This is a genomic window from Cohnella xylanilytica (assembly GCF_014212175.1).
GTDB classification, from domain to species: Bacteria; Bacillota; Bacilli; order Paenibacillales; family Paenibacillaceae; genus Cohnella; species Cohnella xylanilytica.
Genome location: NZ_JACJVR010000085.1, coordinates 58,102 through 78,320, shown reverse-complemented (window position 1 = coordinate 78,320; position 20,219 = coordinate 58,102). Strand labels below are relative to the sequence as shown.

16 protein-coding genes, 1 pseudogene and 1 CRISPR repeat array are annotated in these 20,219 nt (G+C 57.7%); of the genes and pseudogenes, 15 read left to right on the top strand and 2 right to left on the bottom strand.

Annotated elements, in window-relative coordinates; genetic code table 11:
- Positions 1-19 precede the first annotated feature (19 nt).
- The 6 genes and pseudogenes from cas5c to cas2 form a co-directional block, all read left to right on the top strand.
- Positions 20-397: pseudogene (gene cas5c / locus H7B90_RS22235) on the top strand (type I-C CRISPR-associated protein Cas5c); the annotation flags it as partial.
- Complete coding sequence (gene cas8c, locus H7B90_RS22230; protein WP_185138096.1) at positions 394-2,280, top strand: type I-C CRISPR-associated protein Cas8c/Csd1; 1,887 nt, start codon at positions 394-396, stop codon at positions 2,278-2,280. The pseudogene cas5c and the gene cas8c, both read left to right, overlap by 4 nt.
- An 18-nt stretch (positions 2,281-2,298) precedes the next feature.
- Positions 2,299-3,162: a type I-C CRISPR-associated protein Cas7/Csd2 gene (gene cas7c / locus H7B90_RS22225; RefSeq protein WP_185138095.1), complete on the top strand. Its 864-nt coding sequence runs from the start codon at positions 2,299-2,301 to the stop codon at positions 3,160-3,162.
- Positions 3,152-3,802: a CRISPR-associated protein Cas4 gene (cas4, locus tag H7B90_RS22220; protein WP_185138094.1), complete on the top strand. Its 651-nt coding sequence runs from the start codon at positions 3,152-3,154 to the stop codon at positions 3,800-3,802. The genes cas7c and cas4 overlap by 11 nt, the downstream gene beginning before the upstream one ends.
- Entirely contained in the window at positions 3,799-4,830 is a 1,032-nt protein-coding gene (gene cas1c / locus H7B90_RS22215; protein WP_185138093.1) for a type I-C CRISPR-associated endonuclease Cas1c, read from the top strand. Before cas4 ends, cas1c begins: the two co-directional genes overlap by 4 nt.
- Before the next feature lie 9 nt (positions 4,831-4,839).
- Positions 4,840-5,130 (top strand): CRISPR-associated endonuclease Cas2, encoded by a 291-nt coding sequence (gene cas2, locus H7B90_RS22210; protein WP_185138092.1) that lies wholly within the window; start codon positions 4,840-4,842, stop codon positions 5,128-5,130.
- 181 nt (positions 5,131-5,311) lie between these two features.
- Positions 5,312-6,493: direct repeats of the CRISPR family, unit length 34 nt; unit sequence GTCGCATCCCGCATGGGATGCGTGGATTGAAATA.
- Between the two features lie 146 nt (positions 6,494-6,639).
- On the opposite strand, the gene H7B90_RS22205 is transcribed toward cas2, so the two are convergent.
- The gene (locus H7B90_RS22205; RefSeq protein ID WP_185138091.1) at positions 6,640-7,959 is read right to left on the bottom strand and encodes a glutamate-1-semialdehyde 2,1-aminomutase; all 1,320 of its coding nucleotides are present in this window, start codon (positions 7,957-7,959) and stop codon (positions 6,640-6,642) included.
- Positions 7,960-8,067: 108 nt separating this feature from the next.
- Positions 8,068-9,090: an LCP family protein gene (locus H7B90_RS22200; protein ID WP_185138090.1), complete on the bottom strand. Its 1,023-nt coding sequence runs from the start codon at positions 9,088-9,090 to the stop codon at positions 8,068-8,070.
- 171 nt (positions 9,091-9,261) lie between these two features.
- Between H7B90_RS22200 and H7B90_RS22195 the strand changes: the two genes are divergently transcribed.
- The 9 genes from H7B90_RS22195 to H7B90_RS22155 all read left to right on the top strand — a co-directional run bounded on the left by H7B90_RS22195 (position 9,262) and on the right by H7B90_RS22155 (position 19,839).
- Positions 9,262-10,287 (top strand): ABC transporter ATP-binding protein, encoded by a 1,026-nt coding sequence (locus H7B90_RS22195; protein WP_185138089.1) that lies wholly within the window; start codon positions 9,262-9,264, stop codon positions 10,285-10,287.
- On the top strand, positions 10,280-11,074 hold the full coding sequence (locus tag H7B90_RS22190) for an ABC transporter permease (RefSeq protein ID WP_185138088.1): 795 nt from the start codon (positions 10,280-10,282) through the stop codon (positions 11,072-11,074). Before H7B90_RS22195 ends, H7B90_RS22190 begins: the two co-directional genes overlap by 8 nt.
- Before the next feature lie 5 nt (positions 11,075-11,079).
- The gene (locus H7B90_RS22185) at positions 11,080-11,874 is read left to right on the top strand and encodes an ABC transporter permease (RefSeq protein ID WP_185138087.1); all 795 of its coding nucleotides are present in this window, start codon (positions 11,080-11,082) and stop codon (positions 11,872-11,874) included.
- A gap of 54 nt (positions 11,875-11,928) precedes the next feature.
- Positions 11,929-12,402, top strand: coding sequence for a thioredoxin-dependent thiol peroxidase (bcp, locus tag H7B90_RS22180; RefSeq protein WP_185138086.1), 474 nt, complete (start codon positions 11,929-11,931; stop codon positions 12,400-12,402).
- Positions 12,403-12,633: 231 nt separating this feature from the next.
- Positions 12,634-13,599: an ABC transporter permease gene (locus H7B90_RS22175; RefSeq protein WP_376701746.1), complete on the top strand. Its 966-nt coding sequence runs from the start codon at positions 12,634-12,636 to the stop codon at positions 13,597-13,599.
- A gap of 52 nt (positions 13,600-13,651) precedes the next feature.
- Positions 13,652-14,539, top strand: a complete 888-nt coding sequence (locus H7B90_RS22170; RefSeq protein WP_185138084.1) for a carbohydrate ABC transporter permease — start codon at positions 13,652-13,654, stop codon at positions 14,537-14,539.
- Positions 14,540-14,610: 71 nt separating this feature from the next.
- On the top strand, positions 14,611-16,302 hold the full coding sequence (locus H7B90_RS22165) for a type 2 periplasmic-binding domain-containing protein (protein WP_185138083.1): 1,692 nt from the start codon (positions 14,611-14,613) through the stop codon (positions 16,300-16,302).
- Positions 16,303-16,420: 118 nt separating this feature from the next.
- The gene (locus H7B90_RS22160; RefSeq protein ID WP_185138082.1) at positions 16,421-18,301 is read left to right on the top strand and encodes a cache domain-containing sensor histidine kinase; all 1,881 of its coding nucleotides are present in this window, start codon (positions 16,421-16,423) and stop codon (positions 18,299-18,301) included.
- On the top strand, positions 18,298-19,839 hold the full coding sequence (locus H7B90_RS22155; RefSeq protein ID WP_185138081.1) for a response regulator: 1,542 nt from the start codon (positions 18,298-18,300) through the stop codon (positions 19,837-19,839). Before H7B90_RS22160 ends, H7B90_RS22155 begins: the two co-directional genes overlap by 4 nt.
- Positions 19,840-20,219 lie beyond the last annotated feature (380 nt).

Sequence of the window (20,219 nt, the reverse complement as noted above, 5' to 3'; positions counted from 1 at the left end):
TAGGCTTTCGTAATTCAGGTTTAAGCATCACAACATCATGAAGCGATCGCTCCGTGCTGGAGGCCGAAGGGACATCTTCCTGGGCACGAGAGAATGCCAAGCTTATGTCGAACCATGCACGTTTGGCGAAGGAGAAGGCTATTACGACGGCTATGGCGAGATCCATCTTGGGCCTATGCTTCATGGCATCAATTACCCGGACGAGACGGGGCGCAACCGGATGGAGGCGCGTATTTGGAGTCCTGTCATGAAGGACGGCATCATCCAATTTATCCGGCCCGAGCAGTGCAAGCAGATTCGCCCGATTACGGACATGGAACCGAAACGCTTCGGTCCTTCGAATGTCGAGTCGGCGGACGAGTTGTTGGCCCAATTGGAAGCAGGGGGGCACCTATGAGCTGGCTTCTTCAATTGTACGAAACGTATGAATCGAATCTGCACCTGGTGGGCAAGCCCGAGAAGAAGCATAACGAGCGGGAATATACGTTGCTGCCAATCGCCCACACCACGCAAAATGCGCATATCGAAGTGAACGTAACGGAAGAGGGAGAATTTCATTCCGCTATTGTCATCGACAAAGATGCCAACACGGTAATTCCTTGTACCGAAGAATCGGCGAGCCGGGCCGGCTCGAAAATCGCTCCTTACCCGTTGCATGACAAGCTGAGCTATGTTGCAGGAGATTTTGTCGCTTATGGCGGGCAGATCAAGAAGGAAAGCCCCTATACATACTATATCGACAGATTGCATAATTGGGCGAATTCTTCCTACGCGACGGACAAAGTGAGGAGCATATACCGTTATGTTAGCAAGGGACGGCTCATCGAAGATTTAGTGAGAGAGGGCGTCTTGCACACGGACGCTGACAACCGCTTGCTTGAGAAGTGGGACAAACCTGACGTATCAAGGCCGGATATCTTTTCTGTCATGGTCGGTCCTCCCGAGAATTTGTTCGTTCGCTTTAATGTCTACTCACCGGGCAAGCATCTAACGGATGTATGGAAGGATCCGGAGATGTACGATTCGTTCATTCGCTATTATAGCGAGCAGTTAGGCGACGAGGATCTCTGCTTCGTGACCGGCCAAGTTCTTCCTAGGACGGATCGGCATGTCAACAAAATCCGTAACGCAGCGGATAAGGCGAAGCTCATCTCGGCCAACGATTCGAGCGGTTTTACATTCCGGGGGAGATTTACGAGCAGCGAGGAAGCGGCGAGCATCAGCTATGAGGCCTCCCAGAAAGCGCATAACGCTCTGAAGTGGCTGATCAATCGGCAGGGGAAAATCATCGATCAGCGGGTGTTCCTGATCTGGGGGAACGATACGCTTGATGTACCTGACCCGTCGGAAGATTCTTTCGCAATCTCGCCTTCGGCATCCACGGTTAGCAGAGAACGGGAAACGTTAACCCACCAAGGCTTTGCAGAGGAATTCTCCAAAGCGTTGGACGGATACCGCCACAATTTAGCGTCCAAATCTGACATAAACATTCTGATTTTGGATTCCGCAACGACTGGACGAATGGCCGTTCTTTATTATCGGAATATGGAGAAAGAGCTTTACTTGAGCCGGTTGACCAATTGGCACTCGACTTGTGCTTGGTTGCACCGTTATCGCAGGAATGATAACGGCGAGTTTGTCCAGTTTTATGGGGCGCCGGCAACGAAGGACATCGCCTTCGCCGCTTATGGACCGCGAGCGGGGGATAAGGTGGTCAAAGGCCTTATGGAGCGCATGCTAACGTGCATACTGGACGATAAAAATCAGAAGATTCCGCAAGATATCGTAACCAGCGCCTATTACCGAGCCTCGAACCCCGTCTCAATGGAGAGATGGGAGTGGGAGAAGACGCTGAGCATTGCCTGTGCCTTAATCAATCGAAAGGAGAGATTGCAGGTGGCCTTAGATGAAACCAACGACCATCGCGACTATTTGTTCGGGCGCTTGTTAGCCATCGCCGATGTATTAGAGAGACGAGCGTTAGGCGATGAGAACCGCGCGACCAATGCCATTCGCTACATGAATTCATTTTCGAGGCATCCGGCCAGAACCTGGAGCACGATTCAGTCGTCTTTGCAACCGTACCAGGCGAGGCTTGGGAGATTCGCCAACGATTTGAACAAGATCATCGACGAAGTCGGCTCGCGTATTCCGGTGGACCAGTTCAACGATAAGCCGCTGTCCGGTCTTTATTTGCTTGGCTTTTACAGCCAGCGGCACGAGTTGTACCAGAAGAAGGAACACCGGAACGAAGCGGCAGAAGCTGCGAATTCAAATTAATAGAGAAGAGGGATCGATATGACCATTCTTGATCATAAAATCGACTTTGCCGTAGTTCTATCCGTAACGAAAGCAAATCCGAACGGCGATCCGTTGAACGGGAACCGTCCGCGGCAAAATTACGACGGTCATGGAGAGATTTCGGACGTGGCGATCAAGCGGAAAATCCGCAACCGTCTGCAGGATATGGGCGAACCGGTCTTCGTGCAATCCAACGATCGCAAGTCGGATGCATTCGGCAGTTTGAGAGAACGGGCAGACGCGAATGCTGAATTGGAGAAAGTGTTAAAATCCAAGACGAGCACCAGTGACGATTTTGCCAAAATCGCTTGCCAGGAGTGGTTTGACGTCCGAAGCTTCGGTCAATTATTTGCGTTCAAAGGCGGAAAGTCCGGAGAGGGAGTCTCGGTAGGAGTCAGGGGACCTGTATCGATTCACACGGCTACAAGCTTGGACCCAATTGATATAACTAGCGTTCAAATTACGAAAAGCGTCAATTCCGAGCCGGGCAAAGACAGAGGGTCAGACACGATGGGCATGAAGCACCGGGTCGACTTTGGCGTCTATGTCTTCTACGGCAGCATTAATACGCAGTTGGCCGAGAAGACAGGATTCACGAACGAGGACGCGGAGAAGCTGAAGCAGGCACTTGCCACCTTATTCGAGAATGACGCTTCCTCCGCTCGGCCGGAGGGGAGCATGGAAGTTCATACGGTGTATTGGTGGGAGCATTCTTCCAAGCTAGGACAATATTCGTCGGCCAAGGTACATCGATCGCTGACTTGGGAACGACAAGTCGAACAGCCCAAGGAGTACGGCCATTACAAATTCCAGGTACTGCCTCTGGAGGGGCTTGAGGTTCAAATTATCGATGGAAGATGACGACTATTTACTGTTGTCGGGCATTCAGCACTTTCAATTCTGTAAGCGGCAATGGGCGCTCATTCATATTGAACAAGAATGGGAGGAGAACGTTCGCACGGTTGAAGGGCAATACCTACATCGGAACGTCGATCAGCCGTTTACGAGGGAGAAGCGTGGGGACAAGCTTGTCGTTCGGGCGATGCCCGTCAAGTCAGAAAGTCTTCGTCTTACGGGGATTTGCGATGTGGTGGAGTTCATTCGGGATGAGCGTGGCGTTGGGATTAGCGGTGCCGAAGGCAAATACCTTGCTTATCCGGTCGAATACAAGCGAGGCAAGCCGAAAGCGAACGATGAGGATGTCCTGCAACTGACGGCGCAAGCGATCTGTCTGCAAGAGATGCTGTTGTGCGAGGTTGAGGTTGGCTATCTGTACTATAACGAGCTTAAACATCGGGTCGAAGTGCCGATTACGATGGATCGAAAACAAAAAGTAATGCGTGTCGCCGCCGAAATGCATGATTACTACGCTCGGAGACATACGCCGAAGGTGAAGACGGGACCGTTCTGCCGCAATTGTTCCCTTCAAAATATTTGCTTGCCGGAAATCATGGATAGACGAACGGTCAAAAGCTATGTTGAAGGGAAAATCGCGGAATGAAGAAACTGCTTAACACCTTATATGTTACCCAGCCGAATGTATATCTCTCCTTGGATGGCGACAACATTGTGCTGAATAAAGAGCAGGAAAAGCTGGCTAGGTTGCCCCTGCACAATCTAGAATCGGTCGTAGCCTTTGGCTATACCGGTGTCAGTCCGGCGCTGATGGGATATTGCGCAGAGCGCAATATCTCATTGGTCTTTTTAACGATGAACGGCCGCTTTCTTGCAAGAGTCATAGGGGAGAGCAAAGGGAATGTCGTCTTAAGAAAGAAGCAATATCATATCTCGGAAGATGAAGTCTTGTCGGCGAAGATCGCGCGCAACTTTCTAGTGGGCAAGATTTACAATCAAAAATGGATCATTGAGCGCATGACGAGGGACTATCCTTTGCGGATCGACATGGCTCAGTTTAAGGCGGTCTCGCAGCAACTCTCCTCCATTCTTCTTGACGTGAGGGCTTGCGAAGATTTAGAGAGACTAAGAGGGTTGGAAGGCCAGGCGGCGGTCAGCTATAACAAAATTTTCGACCAGATGATTTTGCAGCAAAAGGATGCCTTCTACTTTCATACTCGCTCCCGAAGGCCGCCGCTTGACAACGTCAATGCTATGTTATCTTTAGCCTATACGCTGCTAGCTCATGATGTGGCTTCCGCGTTGGAGGGCGTCGGATTGGATGCATATGTCGGTTTCCTGCATCGCGACCGACCGGGACGTGCATCCCTCGCGCTTGATGTTATGGAAGAGTTGCGTGGCGTATATGCCGACAAGTTTGTGTTGTCTTTGATCAATAAGAAGATGGTCACTAAAGGGGATTTCTTGAACAAGGAGAACGGCGCTGTTCTCTTGAAAGACGAAGCAAGAAGAAGCTTTCTGGCTGCATGGCAGAATAAGAAACAGGAGAAAATCACGCATCCTTACTTGGGAGAGAAGATCTCCTGGGGATTAGTGCCCCATGTGCAGGCTCTTCTGTTAGCACGCTACTTGCGAGGCGATCTAGATGAGTATCCGCCTTTTCTGTGGAAGTAGGTGAATGGATTGCTCGTATTGATTACGTACGACGTGAGCACCGTTACCACTGCGGGACAAAGAAGATTGCGATTGGTATCGAAAGCTTGTCAGGCCTACGGCCAACGTGTTCAAAATTCCGTGTTTGAGTGCGTAGTTGATGCCACGCAATTTAAGCTTCTTAAACTCAAATTGCTTGACATTATCGACGAAGAACAGGATAGCCTCAGATTCTACCGCCTCGGCAATGACTACAAGGGAAAGATTGAGCACGTAGGTGTGAAGGAGTCCCTTGATATGGAAGGACCTTTGATTTTGTAGTGCGAATATCCGGTGCGAATGTGAAGCTCACATGATTTTCCCGGGACATTCGCACCGAAAAAAGAGGCTTTAACTCTTTGGAAGTTGCATTTATGTTTCTGTTAATTTTGGAATTTGTTTGTTTTAGAGTGCTATTCCTTCTGAATGGGATCTTTCGGACCCATTCAGAAGGAGAATCGCTGTCGCATCCCGCATGGGATGCGTGGATTGAAATCGTATAGATGGGCAGTTTATACGGTCGACGTACCCGTCGCATCCCGCATGGGATGCGTGGATTGAAATAATCAATCAGCTAGACGATCCGCGAGATATCTACGTCGCATCCCGCATGGGATGCGTGGATTGAAATTGGTGTATCTGTGACAAAGTACGAATCATGGTTGCCGTCGCATCCCGCATGGGATGCGTGGATTGAAATATTCTCAATCTCCAACAATTCGCCTATGGGTTAAAGTCGCATCCCGCATGGGATGCGTGGATTGAAATACGGAGGATACCCTTGCCAGCCTTACAGTATTGCGTCGCATCCCGCATGGGATGCGTGGATTGAAATATCCCTATCGTCGTATGGCGTCAGGCTGCCGAGTCGCATCCCGCATGGGATGCGTGGATTGAAATATCGAGTTGCCAACGATTGTCTTAGAGCCTCCGAGTCGCATCCCGCATGGGATGCGTGGATTGAAATGGTTTGGTCTTGGCGAGCGCGATCGATGCCATCGTCGCATCCCGCATGGGATGCGTGGATTGAAATAAACTGAAAGCGATTATGTTCGTATTGAATATCTGCGTCGCATCCCGCATGGGATGCGTGGATTGAAATTCTAGCCATACTCCGTTGTCCATGAAGATTTCTGCGTCGCATCCCACATGGGATGCGTGGATTGAAATCGGCAGGGGAGCTGGCCGGAAGTGGTCGTCTGGGTCGCATCCCGCATGGGATGCGTGGATTGAAATCGGTTTAAGTGGAATCCAGTACCATTCGAGCTTCTTGTCGCATCCCGCATGGGATGCGTGGATTGAAATCTCGAGGATCTCGACGAGATCATCATCGATCCAGTGTCGCATCCCGCATGGGATGCGTGGATTGAAATATAGGTCGTAACCGGCATGAGGAGCACCCCCTAGGTCGCATCCCGCATGGGATGCGTGGATTGAAATAGATTAAGGCTTATTACAACGCTACCGGCGTAATGTCGCATCCCGCATGGGATGCGTGGATTGAAATATCGGTCGCAAGCTGCCGATATTCCTTTGCGAGATCGTCGCATCCCGCATGGGATGCGTGGATTGAAATAAGCTGCTGGACTTGACGGTGGTCTGTTGTACGGCGTCGCATCCCGCATGGGATGCGTGGATTGAAATAAGAATGACGATGACATGCTGAGGTTTGCCGAGCGGTCGCATCCCGAAGGGATGCGTGGATTGCAAAAAAAGGCCGACTCTATTGAGCCGGCCGTTCCATCCTCACAAGGATGCATGTATGGATTCCTCAAGCCATTGCCACCCAATTTACCCCTGCCCGATCGCCTTAAACGAAGCCTCGGCCGCTTCCAGCGTGGCGTCGATGTCTGCGTCGGTGTGCGCGGTCGTCAGGAACCAAGCCTCGTACTTCGACGGCGCGAGGTAGACGCCGCGCTCCAGCATCTCGCGGAAAAAGCGGGCGAACAGCTCGCCGTCCGTATCCTGCGCCTCGTCGTAGTTCGTGACCGGGTGGTCGCAGAAATGGGTCGAGAACGCGCCGACGATGCGGTTGATCGTGAGCGGCACGCCGTACCGCGCGGCCGACTCGGCCAAGCCGCCCGTCAGCCGCGTCGCCAGCGACTCCATGCGCGCGTACACGCCCGGCTCGCGCAGCACCTCGAGGCAAGCGATGCCCGCGGCGACGGAGGCGGGATTGCCCGCCATCGTGCCGGCCTGGTAGGCGGGCCCGAGCGGCGCGACCTGCTCCATCACCTCGCGCCGCCCGCCGTAGGCGCCGATCGGCAGCCCGCCGCCGATGATCTTGCCGAGAGCCGTCAGGTCCGGCTCGATGGCCGCCAGATCCGGGAACGCCGCCGAGAACGTCTGCGTCGACCCGTAGTGGAAGCGGAACGCCGTGATCACCTCGTCGTAGATCACGAGAGCCCCGGCTTCCCGCGCCAGGCGGCATACGCCTTCGAGGAAGCCCGGCTTCGGCATGACCATGCCGAAGTTGCCGACGATCGGCTCCACCATGACGGCGGCCACGTCGTCGCCCCAGCGCTCCAGCGCCAGCTTCAGCCCGTCCAGCTCGTTGAACGGAACGGTGATGACCTCGCTGGCGATGCTGACCGGGATGCCCGCGCTGTCGGGAATGCCGAGCGTCGACGGCCCGGAGCCGGCGGCGACGAGCACGAGGTCGGAGTGGCCGTGGTAGCAGCCGGCGAACTTAACGATCTTGTTCCGCTTCGTCGCCGCGCGGGCGACGCGGATCGTCGTCATGACGGCTTCGGTGCCGGAGTTGACGAAGCGCACCTTGTCCATCGACGGGATCGCTTCCTTCAGCATGCGGGCGAGCGTAATCTCGCCCTCCGTCGCCGTGCCGTACAGCGTCCCGTTCCGCGCGGCGCGCACGATCGCCTCGGTCACGTGCGGGTGCGCATGCCCCGTAATGATCGGACCGAACGCTGCCAGATAGTCGATGTAGCGATTCCCGTCCGCATCCCAGAAGTACGCCCCCTCGGCGCGCTTCATGAACACGGGAGCCCCTCCGCCCACGGCCTTGAACGAACGGGACGGGCTGTTCACCCCGCCGACGATATGCTTCTTCGCTTCTTCGTATAATTGCGCGGATCTGACTCGTTCTTGCATCGCGGCAATCTCCTCCTTCGGTTGAACGCAACCGGGGACCGTCTCGGCGACGGCCCCCTTCGGTTGGCGGCTTCTCATTTCATGCTTTTCAAAAACAGATGTCCTCCGTCACTCCGATCCCGAACCCGGCGACGCGGAAGCGGACGACGAGGCGCCCGGCGAAGCCGGAGGCGTCTCCGTCTTGTCCTTCTGAAGCTCCTCCTGCACGTACTCCTTCAGCTCGTCGAGGTCCCGTACGCCCAGCACCGAAGCGCCGCCTTCGCGCTCGTCCGAGATGAGATCCATCGGCGGAATCTGCGCGGAGCCCGCTTGATGGGACTTGTACCCGAGGCTCGCCAGCTTGAGCATGTCGTTCGGCGTCAGGTTCGTCTCGATGTACGGGTTCACCTGGTTCAGAATCTCCGGCAGCTTCACCAGGTTCCAGCCGGTCTTCAGCTTATCGGCGACCGCTCCGAGGAAGGCGCGCTGGCGCTCCGTGCGGGTGAAGTCGCTCATCGCGTCGTGGCGGAACCGGACGTATTGCAGCGCGTGCTCGCCGTCGAGGTGCTGCTGCCCCTTCTTCAGGTCGATGTCGTACACGTGCCCGTCCGCCGCGTCCGTGTAATGCATATCCTTTTCTACATAGAAGTCGACTCCGCCGATCGCGTCCACCAGCTTGATGAAGCCCTGGAAGTCCACGTAAACGTAATACTGGATGTTGAGCCCAAGCAGGTTGCCGACCGTCTTCATCGCCAGGTCCGGGCCGCCGAGGGTGATCGCCGCGTTGATGCGGTTATCCTTGTATCCTGGAATGTCCACGTAGGTATCGCGCAGGATGGAGAACAGGTGCGCCTTCTTCGTGACGGGATCGAACGAAGCGACCATCATCGAGTCGGAGCGGGCCACCTCGCCCTTGCGCAAGCCGCGTTCGTCGCCGCCCATGAGCAGGATGTTGACCCTCTCCGTGCCCGTCCACTCCGGAGGCTTGTACTCGGGCTTCTCTTCGAATTGGCCGAAGCGGGATTCCTCCTTGGACTTCGACATCTGATCCAGTTCCCGATAAGTGCCGTACACCTTCCAAGCGGCCAGACCGACCACGATAATAACGATTGCCAGCAGCGCCAGCAATATTTTTTTCCACTTTTTGCGCATATAGACGATGATCCTTTCGCCGGTACGGCCGTCGGAATGACGGGCTTCCGAAGGGATAGCCCTGCCGTTATCGCGGATAATTTAGCGTAATGCAATGACATATTGTAAAATTATAAAGTTAGGGCGCGATAGGAATCAAGTTTTGTCGAAAATGGGGGGACAGATGAGCCTATGTTGGCAATCGACGTCAATCAGCTGCGCAAGCAATTCAAGGTGCAGAAAAACCGCGAAGGCCTCAAGGGTGCGATGCTTGACCTGTTCAAGCGCGAGCATACCGAGGTGACGGCGGTCAAGGATATCAGTTTTCAGATTCCCCAAGGGGAGATATGCGGATACATCGGCGAGAACGGCGCCGGCAAGTCGACGACGATCAAGATGCTGACGGGCATCCTCGTTCCGACTTCCGGTCGCATTCTGGTCAACGGCTACGTGCCGTACAAGGAGCGCGAGGAATTCGTCCGCGGCATTGGCGTCGTGTTCGGGCAGCGCAGCCAGCTGTGGTGGGACATCGGCGTCATCGAATCGTTCCGCCTTCTTCGCAAGGTGTACCGCGTCGACGAGGCCGACTTCAAGCGGCGGCTGGACGAGCTGGTCGAGACGCTGCAGCTGCAGGACCTGCTCAACCGCCCGGTCCGCAAGCTGAGCCTCGGGCAGCGGATGCGCTGCGAACTCGTGGCGGCGCTGCTGCACCAGCCGTCCATCCTGTTCCTGGACGAGCCGACCATCGGCCTCGACATCGTCGTGAAGACGGAGATCCGCGAGTTCCTGAAGCGGCTCAACCGCGACCACGGCACGACCATCCTGCTGACGACGCACGACCTGCAGGACATCGAAGCGCTCTGCTCACGCGTTATTATGCTCGATGACGGCCGAATCATCTACGACGGCGGCCTCGAGGAGCTGAAGGAGCGTTGGGGCAAGGGCCGCGAGGTGCAGTTCCAGTTCACCGACCCGATCTCGCTGGACGCCGTGTCCTCCTTGACGAGCGGGCTGGACGTCCGCTGGACGAAGGAGAACGAGGTGACCGCGAAGGTGTGGATTCCGCGCGAGCTGAACGTGTCGGACGTGCTGTCCCGGGTCGTCGGCTCGGCGGCGGAGATCAGCGACATCAAGATCTTCGAGACGAACACCGACGAGATCGTGCGCGAGATCTACCGCACCGGAAGCCCGGAGGCGAAGGAGGCCGTCCGTGGCTAGCGCATACCTCGACTTCGTCCGCATCCGGTTCCTGATGATGCTGGCCTACCGGGTCAACTATTACAGCGGCATCGTCATCTATGCCATCAACATCGGCGCGTATTACTTCATGTGGAAGGCGATCTACGGAAGCGCCGAGACGCTGGGCGGGTTCACGGTCGAGCAGATGACGACCTACATCGCGGTGTCCTGGATGGCGAGGGCGTTCTACTTCAACAACCTCGACCGGGAGATCTCGAACGAGATCCGCGACGGCAGCGTGGCGGTGCAGATGACGCGGCCGATCTCCTATTTAATGGTGAAAATGATGCAGGGCTTCGGAGAAGGCCTGTTCCGGCTTCTCCTGTTCATGGTTCCGGGGATGATTATCGTCACGTTGATCTTCCCGGTGTCGCTGCCGACCGACCCGGTTCGTTGGGTTATTTTCTTCGTCATGATCTGGTTCAGCTTCCTCATCAACTCGCAGCTCAATATCATGACGGGTCTGTTCGCTTTTTACGTGGAAAATAACGAAGGCCTCATGCGCCTCAAGCGGGTGCTCATCGACCTGCTGTCCGGGGTCATCCTGCCGATGACGTTCTTCCCCGGCTGGGCCAAGGCGATTCTGGACTGGCTGCCGTTCCAGGCGATCACGTACCTGCCCGGCTCCGTGTTCACGGGGAGGCTGAACGGGGCGGAAGTGTGGAACGCCCTGCTCGTCCAGGTCGTCTGGTTCGCGGCGCTGATCGTGCCGATTCTGCTCATGTGGCGGACGGCCCGCAAGCGGCTGTTCGTGCAAGGAGGTTGAGCCCGGTGAGAATCGCGTTCACGCTGTCGCTGTTCCGGGAATATCTGGCGAATTATATCAAAACGAAATTGACGTACCGCGCCGACTTCTGGGTCGAGGTGCTCTCGGATCTCATGTTCTCGGCGATGAACCTCATCTTCATCTTCGTCGTCTTCACGCATACGCCGTCGCTGGGGGACTGGAGCGAGGCGGAGGTCGTGTTCGTCTACGGCTACTTTATGATTCCGTACGGCATCTTCAGTACGTTTTCAAACCTGTGGAACTTCAGCGAGCGTTACATTACGAAGGGGGAGATGGACCGGATTCTGACCCGCCCGGCGAATTCGCTGGCGCAGGTCATGCTCGAGAACGTCGATCCGCCGTCGCTCATCGGCTCGTTCGTCGGGCTCGGCATCATGGGCGTCGCCTGGGGACGGCTCGGGCTGCCGTTCCACTGGTACGATCCGCTCGTGCTGATCGTCATGGTGCTGGGATCGGTGCTCATCTACTTGGGCTTGTACACGGCCTTGGCGGCGATCTCGTTCTATTCGGACGCGCCGACCGGCATCGGGCCGCTTATCTACAACATCCAGAACTACGGGCGGTACCCGATCCAGATCTACAACAAGGGCATCCGCTTCCTGCTGACGTGGCTGTTGCCCTTCGCGTTCGTGGGCGTCTATCCGGCGTCGTTCTTCCTCGAACGGCATGCCGACCGCACGATGGCTTGGCTGACGCCGGTCGTCGGGCTGATCGTCGGGGCGATCGGGCTGATCGTGTGGAACAGCGGCGTCAAGCGGTACCGCGGGGCGGGGTCGTAAGGGGCGGGCGGACATGATAAACTGGAACAAAGCATTCGAAGGAGCAATCGTCTCATGAATTCCATCGCCATCGGCCAACCGGCCCCCGACTTCGAGCTGCTCGCGTCGAACGGGAAGAAGGTCAAACTCAGCAAATATCGAGGCAAGAAGGTCGTCCTCTTCTTTTATCCGAAGGACAATACGCCGACCTGCACGCAGGAATCGTGCGACTTCCGCGACGCGAACCCCGGCTTCAAGCGAGCCGGCGCCGTCGTGCTCGGCATCAGCCCGGACGAACTCAAGTCGCACGAGAAGTTCGTCGAGAAGTTCGGGCTGCCGTTCCTGCTGCTGTCCGATCCGGACCACGAGATCGCGGAAGCGTACGGGGTCTGGCAGGAGAAGAAGCTGTACGGAAGAACGTACATGGGAATCGTCCGTTCGACGTTCCTGATCGACGAAGAGGGCATTCTTCGGGGAGAATGGCGCAACGTGAGGGTCAAAGGGCACACCGAGAAGGTGCTCGAAGCCGTTCGCGCGTTGTCCCGCTAATCGTTATCGCAAGCGCAGGGGTTATCCCGTCGGTCCCATCGGACCGGGGATAGCCTCTTTTTTTCATGTTCGGGCAGGTTGGCTGGGTTGGGCAGCGTCAAAGAATAAAGGGCCACCCGAAATTTGGATACCTTACCTTGAATGCGGCGCCTGTTATTCGTCCTAGGCCCCTTGTACAATGAAGGGCATGTAAAGGTTTGCAACGCTAACGACGAGGAGGTGCCGCAGAAGGTGAGCGTACATGCAGAGGCGCCGAATCCGACGGCCGCGTCCATCGGCGGCGCGGCGAGACGAAGCTGGCTGAAGAAGCTGATGCGGCAGAGAGCGCTTCAGGTCATGGCGCTGCTCGGGATCGCGTGGATGATCGTGTTCAACTTTATCCCGATTTACTGGAACGTGATCGCCTTCCGGGAGTTCGACATCATTCAGCCGCTGTCCGCGGCTCCGTGGGTGGGACTCGACCACTTCAAGGAATTTCTGACGGACGACAGCCTCGGCTACGTCATCCGCAACACGCTGGCGATGAGCTTGCTGAAGCTGATCATCGGGTTCCCGCTGCCGATCGCCTTCGCGCTGCTGCTGAACGAAGTCCGGTCGATCCGGTACAAGAAGTGGATCCAGACGGTCTCTTATTTGCCCCACTTCCTGTCCTGGGTCATTCTCGGCGGCATCCTGGCGACCTGGCTGGCCGACGTGGGCATCATCAACAAGCTGCTGATGGGCCTCGGCTTCATCGACGAGCCGATCTCTTACCTGGCGGAGCCCAAGTACTTCTGGTCCATCATCGTCGCTTCGGACCTGTGGAAGGAGCTCGGGTGGTCGGCGATCATCTATCTGGCCGCGATCAGCGGAGTGTCGCCGGAGCTGTACGAAGCCGCGACGATCGACGGGGCGGGACGGTTCCAGAAAATGTGGAAGGTCACGCTTCCCTGCATCCGGGGCACGATCGCGATTCTGTTCATTCTGGCGGTCAGCGCGCTTCTGAACTCCAACTTCGACCAGATTCTCGTGCTGAAGAACTCGCTCAACGAGAGCAAGAGCACCGTCATCGACGTCTACGTCTACCAGACGGGCATCTCGGACGGCCGATTCTCCTATTCGGCGGCGGTCGGTCTACTCAAGTCGGTCATCGCGCTCGGCCTGCTTCTCGGAGCCAACTACGTGACGAAGAAGCTGAACGACACTTCCCTGTTCTGACGGCTGTCGCGGCCTCGGGCAACCACTCTTCATGAAAGGCGGCGGTACGCTCATGTTCTCTCTCAAGCGCCGGACGGCGGGCGATGCCGCGTTCGATTGGGTCAACAACGTCCTGATGCTCGTCATCTGCTTCATCACGCTGTACCCGATCTGGTACGTGCTCGTCAACGCCTTCAACGACGGCACGGACGCGATGCGCGGCGGAATCTACTGGTGGCCGAGGGCATTCAGCCTGGACAGCTTCAAGACCGTGTTCCAGAGCAGCGGCATCATGACGGCGATGGGCATCACGGTGGCCAAGACGGCCGTCGGCACGGTCGCCCACGTCCTGTTCACCGCGATGGTGGCCTTCGCGTTCTCCCGAAGGGAGCTTATCGGACGGAAAATTTATATGTTCATCGGCACGATCACGATGATTTTCCCCGGCGCGCTCATCCCGACCTACCTGCTCATCCGGGACCTCGGCATGATCGACCACTTCATCGTATACATCATCCCGGCCATGTTCAGCTTCTTCGACCTGATCATCTTCCTCAGCTTCTTCCGGGAGATCCCGGACGGGCTCGTCGAAGCGGCGGAGATCGACGGGGCCGGCGACTTCACGGTGTTCCTGCGGATCGTCATCCCGGTCTCGATGCCGGTCATCGCGACGATCGCCTTGTTCCACGGCGTGTACCAATGGAACGACTATTTTACCGGAATGATCTACATCAACGACACGAACATGCAGCCTATCCAGACGTACCTGTACCGGGTCGTGGCGCAGGCGAGCTCCAACCAGATGATCTCGGCCATGCCGAGCGGCGTCGCGTCGAACGTGACCAGCCAGTCGCTGAAGCTGGCGACGATGGTCGTCACCACCGCTCCGATCGTCGTGGTGTACCCGTTCCTGCAGAAGTACTTCGTGAAGGGCTTCATGATCGGTTCGATCAAAGGTTGATTATCCGCCCGCTACCTGGCGCCGGCTGGTAATACAGGCAAGTCATCATCCATCCAAAGGGGCCGAAAAATATGGGAACCACTCGCAAGATCCTGACTTCTCTGCTGGCCGCGACGACGGCGATCTCGCTCGCCGCGTGCTCATCCGGAAGCAGCGGCGGCAATAGCGCCGCGGGCGGCAGCAGCCCGTCCGGCAGCGCTTCTCCTTCCGCTTCGGCGGTCTCGTCCGAATCGGCAAGCCCGAGCGCGTCCGGCGATCAGCCGGCATGGCAGAAGAACACGTCGCCGATCACGTTCGACTGGTACATCAACTTCTCCTGGTTCAACTCGAAGTGGGGCGACGACGTCGTCGCCAAGTACGTCGAGAAGAAGACCGGCGTCAAGCTGAACTTCATCGTGCCGGCCGGCGACGAGAAGGCCAAGATGAACACGATGCTCGCCTCCGGCCAGCTGCCCGACTTCGTCACGCTCCAGGCGACCGACGAAGCCGTGAAGAAGATGATCAACGGCAAGATGGTGCTGCCGCTGAACGAGCTGGCCGACCAATACGACGCGTACTTCTACAAGGTGGCCGACCCGGCCAAGCTGGGCTGGTTCAAGCAGGCGGACGGCAACGTGTACGGATACCCGAACGCCTCGTCTTCCCCGGAAGACTACAAGAAATACGGTCAGAGCTTCACGTCGAACCAGACGTTCGAAGTTCGCAAGGACATGTACGAAGCGATCGGCAGCCCGGACATGAGCACGCCGGAAGGGTTCCTGAACGCGCTGAAGCTGGCGAAGGAGAAGTTCCCGGAGGTCGAAGGTCAGCCGCTCATTCCGCTGGGCTTGCACGAATTCACCGACAACGGCAACTACTCGCTCGAGGACTACTTGCAGAACTTCCTGGCCATTCCGCGCCAGAAGGACGGCAAGCTGGTCGACCGCAGGCAGGATCCGGAATACCTGACCTGGCTCAAGACGCTGCGCAAGGCGAACGAGATGGGGCTGCTCGCCAAGGACATCTTCATCGACAAGCGTCCGCAGATGGAAGAGAAGATCGCCCAAGGCCGCTACTTCGCGATGCTCTATCAGCGCACCGACTTCGCCAACCAGAACATCGCGCTGTATCAGAAGGATCCGAACAAGGTGTACATCGCGGTGAACGGTCCGGCGAACAGCAAGGGCGACGCTCCGACGCTGGCGGGTCCGGGCATCTCCGGCTGGACGGTGACGCTTATCTCGAAGAACGTCAAGGACAAGGAGCGCGCCATCGCCTTCCTGAGCTACCTGATCAGCGAAGAGGGCGAGAAAGACATGTTCCTCGGAGAGAAGGGCGTCACGTACGACACGATCGACGGCAAGGACCAGTTCAAGCCGGAAGTGATCGAACTGCTTAACAAGGATCGCACCGCGTTCGACCAGAAGTACGGCGCGTCGTATAAGTACTGGATGCTCATGGACACGAACATGAACCTGCAATGGGCTCCGCCGAGCGTCGAACCCGGCAAGCAGCTGGAGGATTGGACGAAGGGCAAGTCGATCAGCATGTCCGAGTTCGACGGCCTCGATCCGTCCCCGGAATCGAAGGAAGGCATCGCGAACAGCAACAATCTCCGCCTGTGGGGCAAGACGCTGCCGAAGCTTCTGCTTGCCAAGTCGGACGAGGAATTCGATAATATCTTCGACAAATACTTGAAGGACCGCAAGGACGTGGAGGCCGTCGACGCCGCCCGCCAGGCGGTGTACGACGCCAACATGGAGAAGCTGAAGTCCATGCAATAACAATCGGCAGATTCGAGAAGAAGCGGCCTGGCCGTTCCGAGAGGAGCGGCCGGGCCTGCGGTTTTCGCCGACGCGACGGGAACGGCAAGAGACGACAGGATGGGAGCGGCGCGGTACGATGAGGAGAAGCGGGGGCGGGACGGTTCGGACCTATATAGCGGGCTTGCCGATTCAGGCCAAGCTTATTTTGTCTTTCGTGCTTATTATTTTCATCCCGATCGTTCTCTTCGCCTGGTACGTGCTGAGCGGAATCTCCGACAGCTCCATTCGCGAGATCACGAAGAAGGCCGAGAATATTCTCGACATCGAGAAGAACAACGTCCAGAACAACATCGACTTGATGGAGTGGACGTCGCAGCTCGCGGAATCGAACCAGGAGATGAACGATTATTTGCAGAGGGCCGACGAGCTGAACACCGACGAGCTCCTCGAGTTCAAGACGAAGATCTTCGACAACTTCGAGCATTTCCTGTTCAACAACCCGCGCATCGCCGCCGTCCGGCTCTATACGAGCAATCCGCGCGTGTACGAATTTTGGCCCGTCGTGCTGCAAGAGTCCCGCATCCGAAGCAAGCCATGGTACGAGACGGTTCTGGAGCAGAACGGGATGAACTGGTGGGAGATTCGAAGCAATATCGACGTCCTGCAGAGCTCGACGGACCAGTCGGCCGGCAACGGGCCGTACGTCTCGCTGCTCCGCGAGCTCAAATACTCCGACGAGACGACCCATAACGGCGTCCTCGAGGTGAGCATGGGCGTCAGGCAGTTTTTCACCAAGACGTTCAGCGTGCGCGAGCCCAGCTCCCAGCTGCTCGTCGTCGCCCGGGACGGGCAGATCTATACGGACGCGGAAGCGGAGATCTTCCGCCATGCCTCCGCGAAGGAGCTGACCGGAGCCATCCGGTTGGCTTCCGGGACGGACAACCGGACGGACATGTTCCGGTATGGCGGACAGTCGTACTTGGCCGTTCAGGCGTACGTTCCGACTCTCGGCGTTCATCTGGTCAACGTCGTCTCGCTTGCGGACACGATGGCGGATATTCAACGCGCCCGCGCCAATCTCCTGTTCGTCGTCCTGCTGCTGGCGGCCGTGCTCATCGTCGTGTCTTCGTTTATGCACTCTCTCATCCTGAAGCGGCTCAAGGTGCTCCGCGATTCGATGAAGAAGGTGCGCGGCGGCGACTTCCATCTCGACGTGCCCGTCTACGGCGCGGACGAGGTCGGCGAGCTCGGCCATCATTACCGGCAGATGCTGAAGAAGATCAACGAATTGATCGTCGAGCAGGTGAACCGGCAGGCGGCGACGAAGGAGGCGGAGATTCGTTCGCTGAAGAACCAGATCGACTCTCATTTTCTCTACAACACGTTGGAAAATTTGAAAATGCTCGCCGAGGTCGAAGGGCAATATACGATCTCCGACTCGCTCACCTCCCTCGGCGGCATGATGCGCTACAGCCTCCAGTGGACCCATGAACGCGTCCGGCTGCGGGACGAGATCGACCATATCCGCAACTATATCGCGATCATGAACATTCGGTACGACGGCCTGCTGGAGCTGCGCGTCGACGTGCCGCCCGAATACTTGGACCAGGAAGTGCTGAAGATGTCCTTGCAGCCGATCGTGGAGAACGCGGTCAAGCACGGCATGAACCCTTCCGAGCTGAAGGACGGGAAGCTGCAGATCATTCTGTCCGCGGCGGCGAGGCAGGAGTCGTTCGTCATCGAGATCTCGGACAACGGCTCGGGCATCGGCGAGGACCGGCTGAGGAGGCTGAACCGGATGCTGCGCATGGAGGAAGCCGATTATCGGGAGCTGAGGAGCGAGTTCGACAAGGGGAAGAAAGAGAGCGGAGGCATCGGCCTGCGCAACGTGGAGCAGCGGCTGGTCATGTCGTACGGCCTTGAATACGGCATTCGGGTCGAGAGCGTCGAAGGCAGCTTCACCCGCGTCGTCATGACGCTCCCCAAATTCGATCTGGGCGGAGGAGAGAGCCGATGAAGCGCAAGCTTATGATCGTCGACGACGAGACGAACATCCGGGTCGGCCTTCGGGCGATGATCGAACGGCAGTTCCCGGACCGCTACGATATTCTGCTGGCGGCGAACGGAGCCGAAGCGTTGGGCGTCCTCTCGGGCGGGGACGTCGAGCTTCTCATTACGGATATTCGCATGCCCGTCATGGACGGGATCGAATTGCTCGAGCGGCTGCGGGAGCTGCCGAGGACGCCGGCGGTCGTCATCCTGAGCGGTTACGACGACTTCCAGTACGCGAAGGCCGCCATCCATTATCAGGCGAAGGAATATTTGCTGAAGCCGATCGTGCGGACCGAGCTGTTCGCGGTGCTGGAGCGGCTGGAGGACGAGCTGCGGCTGAACGGCGAGCGGGACATTCGGGCGGCGGCGGCCGAGCCGGAGGCCTCGGAGCGGCTCGCGCAGGTGCTGCAGCGCGAGAACGTGGACGAGAAGGAGGTGCGCGGCCTGCTGCTGGAGGCGGGGCTGGATTGGCTGGACGGCGAGTATACCGTCGGCCTTCTGAAGGCGCCGGCGAAGGCGGCGGACATCTTGGCCGCGTCGTTGGAGCGGGGGACGGCCAGCGGCGAAGCCGATTGGGTAAGCTGCGTCGTCCGGGAAGGGGAGACGGTCGTCGTCGCCCGGGATCCGAACCTGTTCCCGGGGCTGCTGGCGCGCCTGCGCAGCTATTCGCTCGGACAGCCTTATCTCGCCCACAGCTCGAGGGCGCGGGGCATGGGGCAGCTCAGGCTGGCCTACAGCCAGGCGCGGCAGGCGTCGAAGTACTTCCTGCTGATGCATCCCGAATCGGGGATGATCGGCTACGACGCCGTGCGCGGCCTCGATTCCGGCTGCCCGGTGCCGGAGGAGACGATTCGCAAGATCTCGAATCTGATCGGGCTCGGCCGGCTGCCGGAGATGAAGCGCCTCCTTCAGCAGGCGCTCGATATCCGGGTCGTCTCCCGCTGCGAGATCGGCTATCTGATGGCCGTCAGCCGGCTGCTGAACGAAGTCGTGTTCGACCGCGTGTTCAGGACGTATGGCGAGGAGTCGGTGGAGATTCTGAAGCTGTACAAAAAAGCCGGCCACGTCGAGAACTTCGACCGCTTCCACGACTACTATCACCATGTGGAGCAGCTGCTGGAGCGGCTCGACGAGTACGTCGCCGGGGTCCGCTCCGCCCACGCGGAACGAGCGGACATGCAGAAGGCGGTGGACTACCTGCACGAGCACTACCACGAAGACGTCAATATGGCGGTCGTGTCCAACTATATGTCGCTGAACTATACGTATTTCAGCGAGGCGTTCAAGGAGTTCACGGGCGAGAGCTTCTCCGCCTATCTGCGGAAGCTTCGCCTCGGGAAGGCGAAGGAGCTGCTGGCGAAGACGGATCTCAAGGTGTACGAGATCAGCGCGCGGTCCGGCTTCGAGAGCGCCAAGCACTTCACGCGCATGTTCAAGGAGTCGGAGGGCATCACGCCGCTCGAGTACCGCAGCCGCGAGTCCGCCGCTCGCGCAAGGTCTTAGGCGCGGGGCGCGTGGGGAGCTTGTCGCGGAGCTATCGCTCTAACCCGACGATGTCGGGTAAGAGCGGGGGAATGGCCGCCCTGAGCGGCTGTAAGCCGACGATGTCGGGTTAGAGTGAAGAAATGGCTGCCTCGAGGGGCTGTAAGCCGACGATGTCGGGTTACATCGAGAAGCAGCCGCCAGAACCGAACCAGCCCACACGTGCAAGTCGAAAAAATCGACTAACGAGCCGCATCTGACCGCGCGAGAGGAGCCGTTAGTCGAAAAAATCGACTAACGAGCCGCATTTGACCGCGCGAGAGGAGCCGTTAGTCGAAAAAATCGACTAACGAGCCGTGCCGGACCACGCGAGAGGAGCCGTTAGTCGAAAAAATCGATTA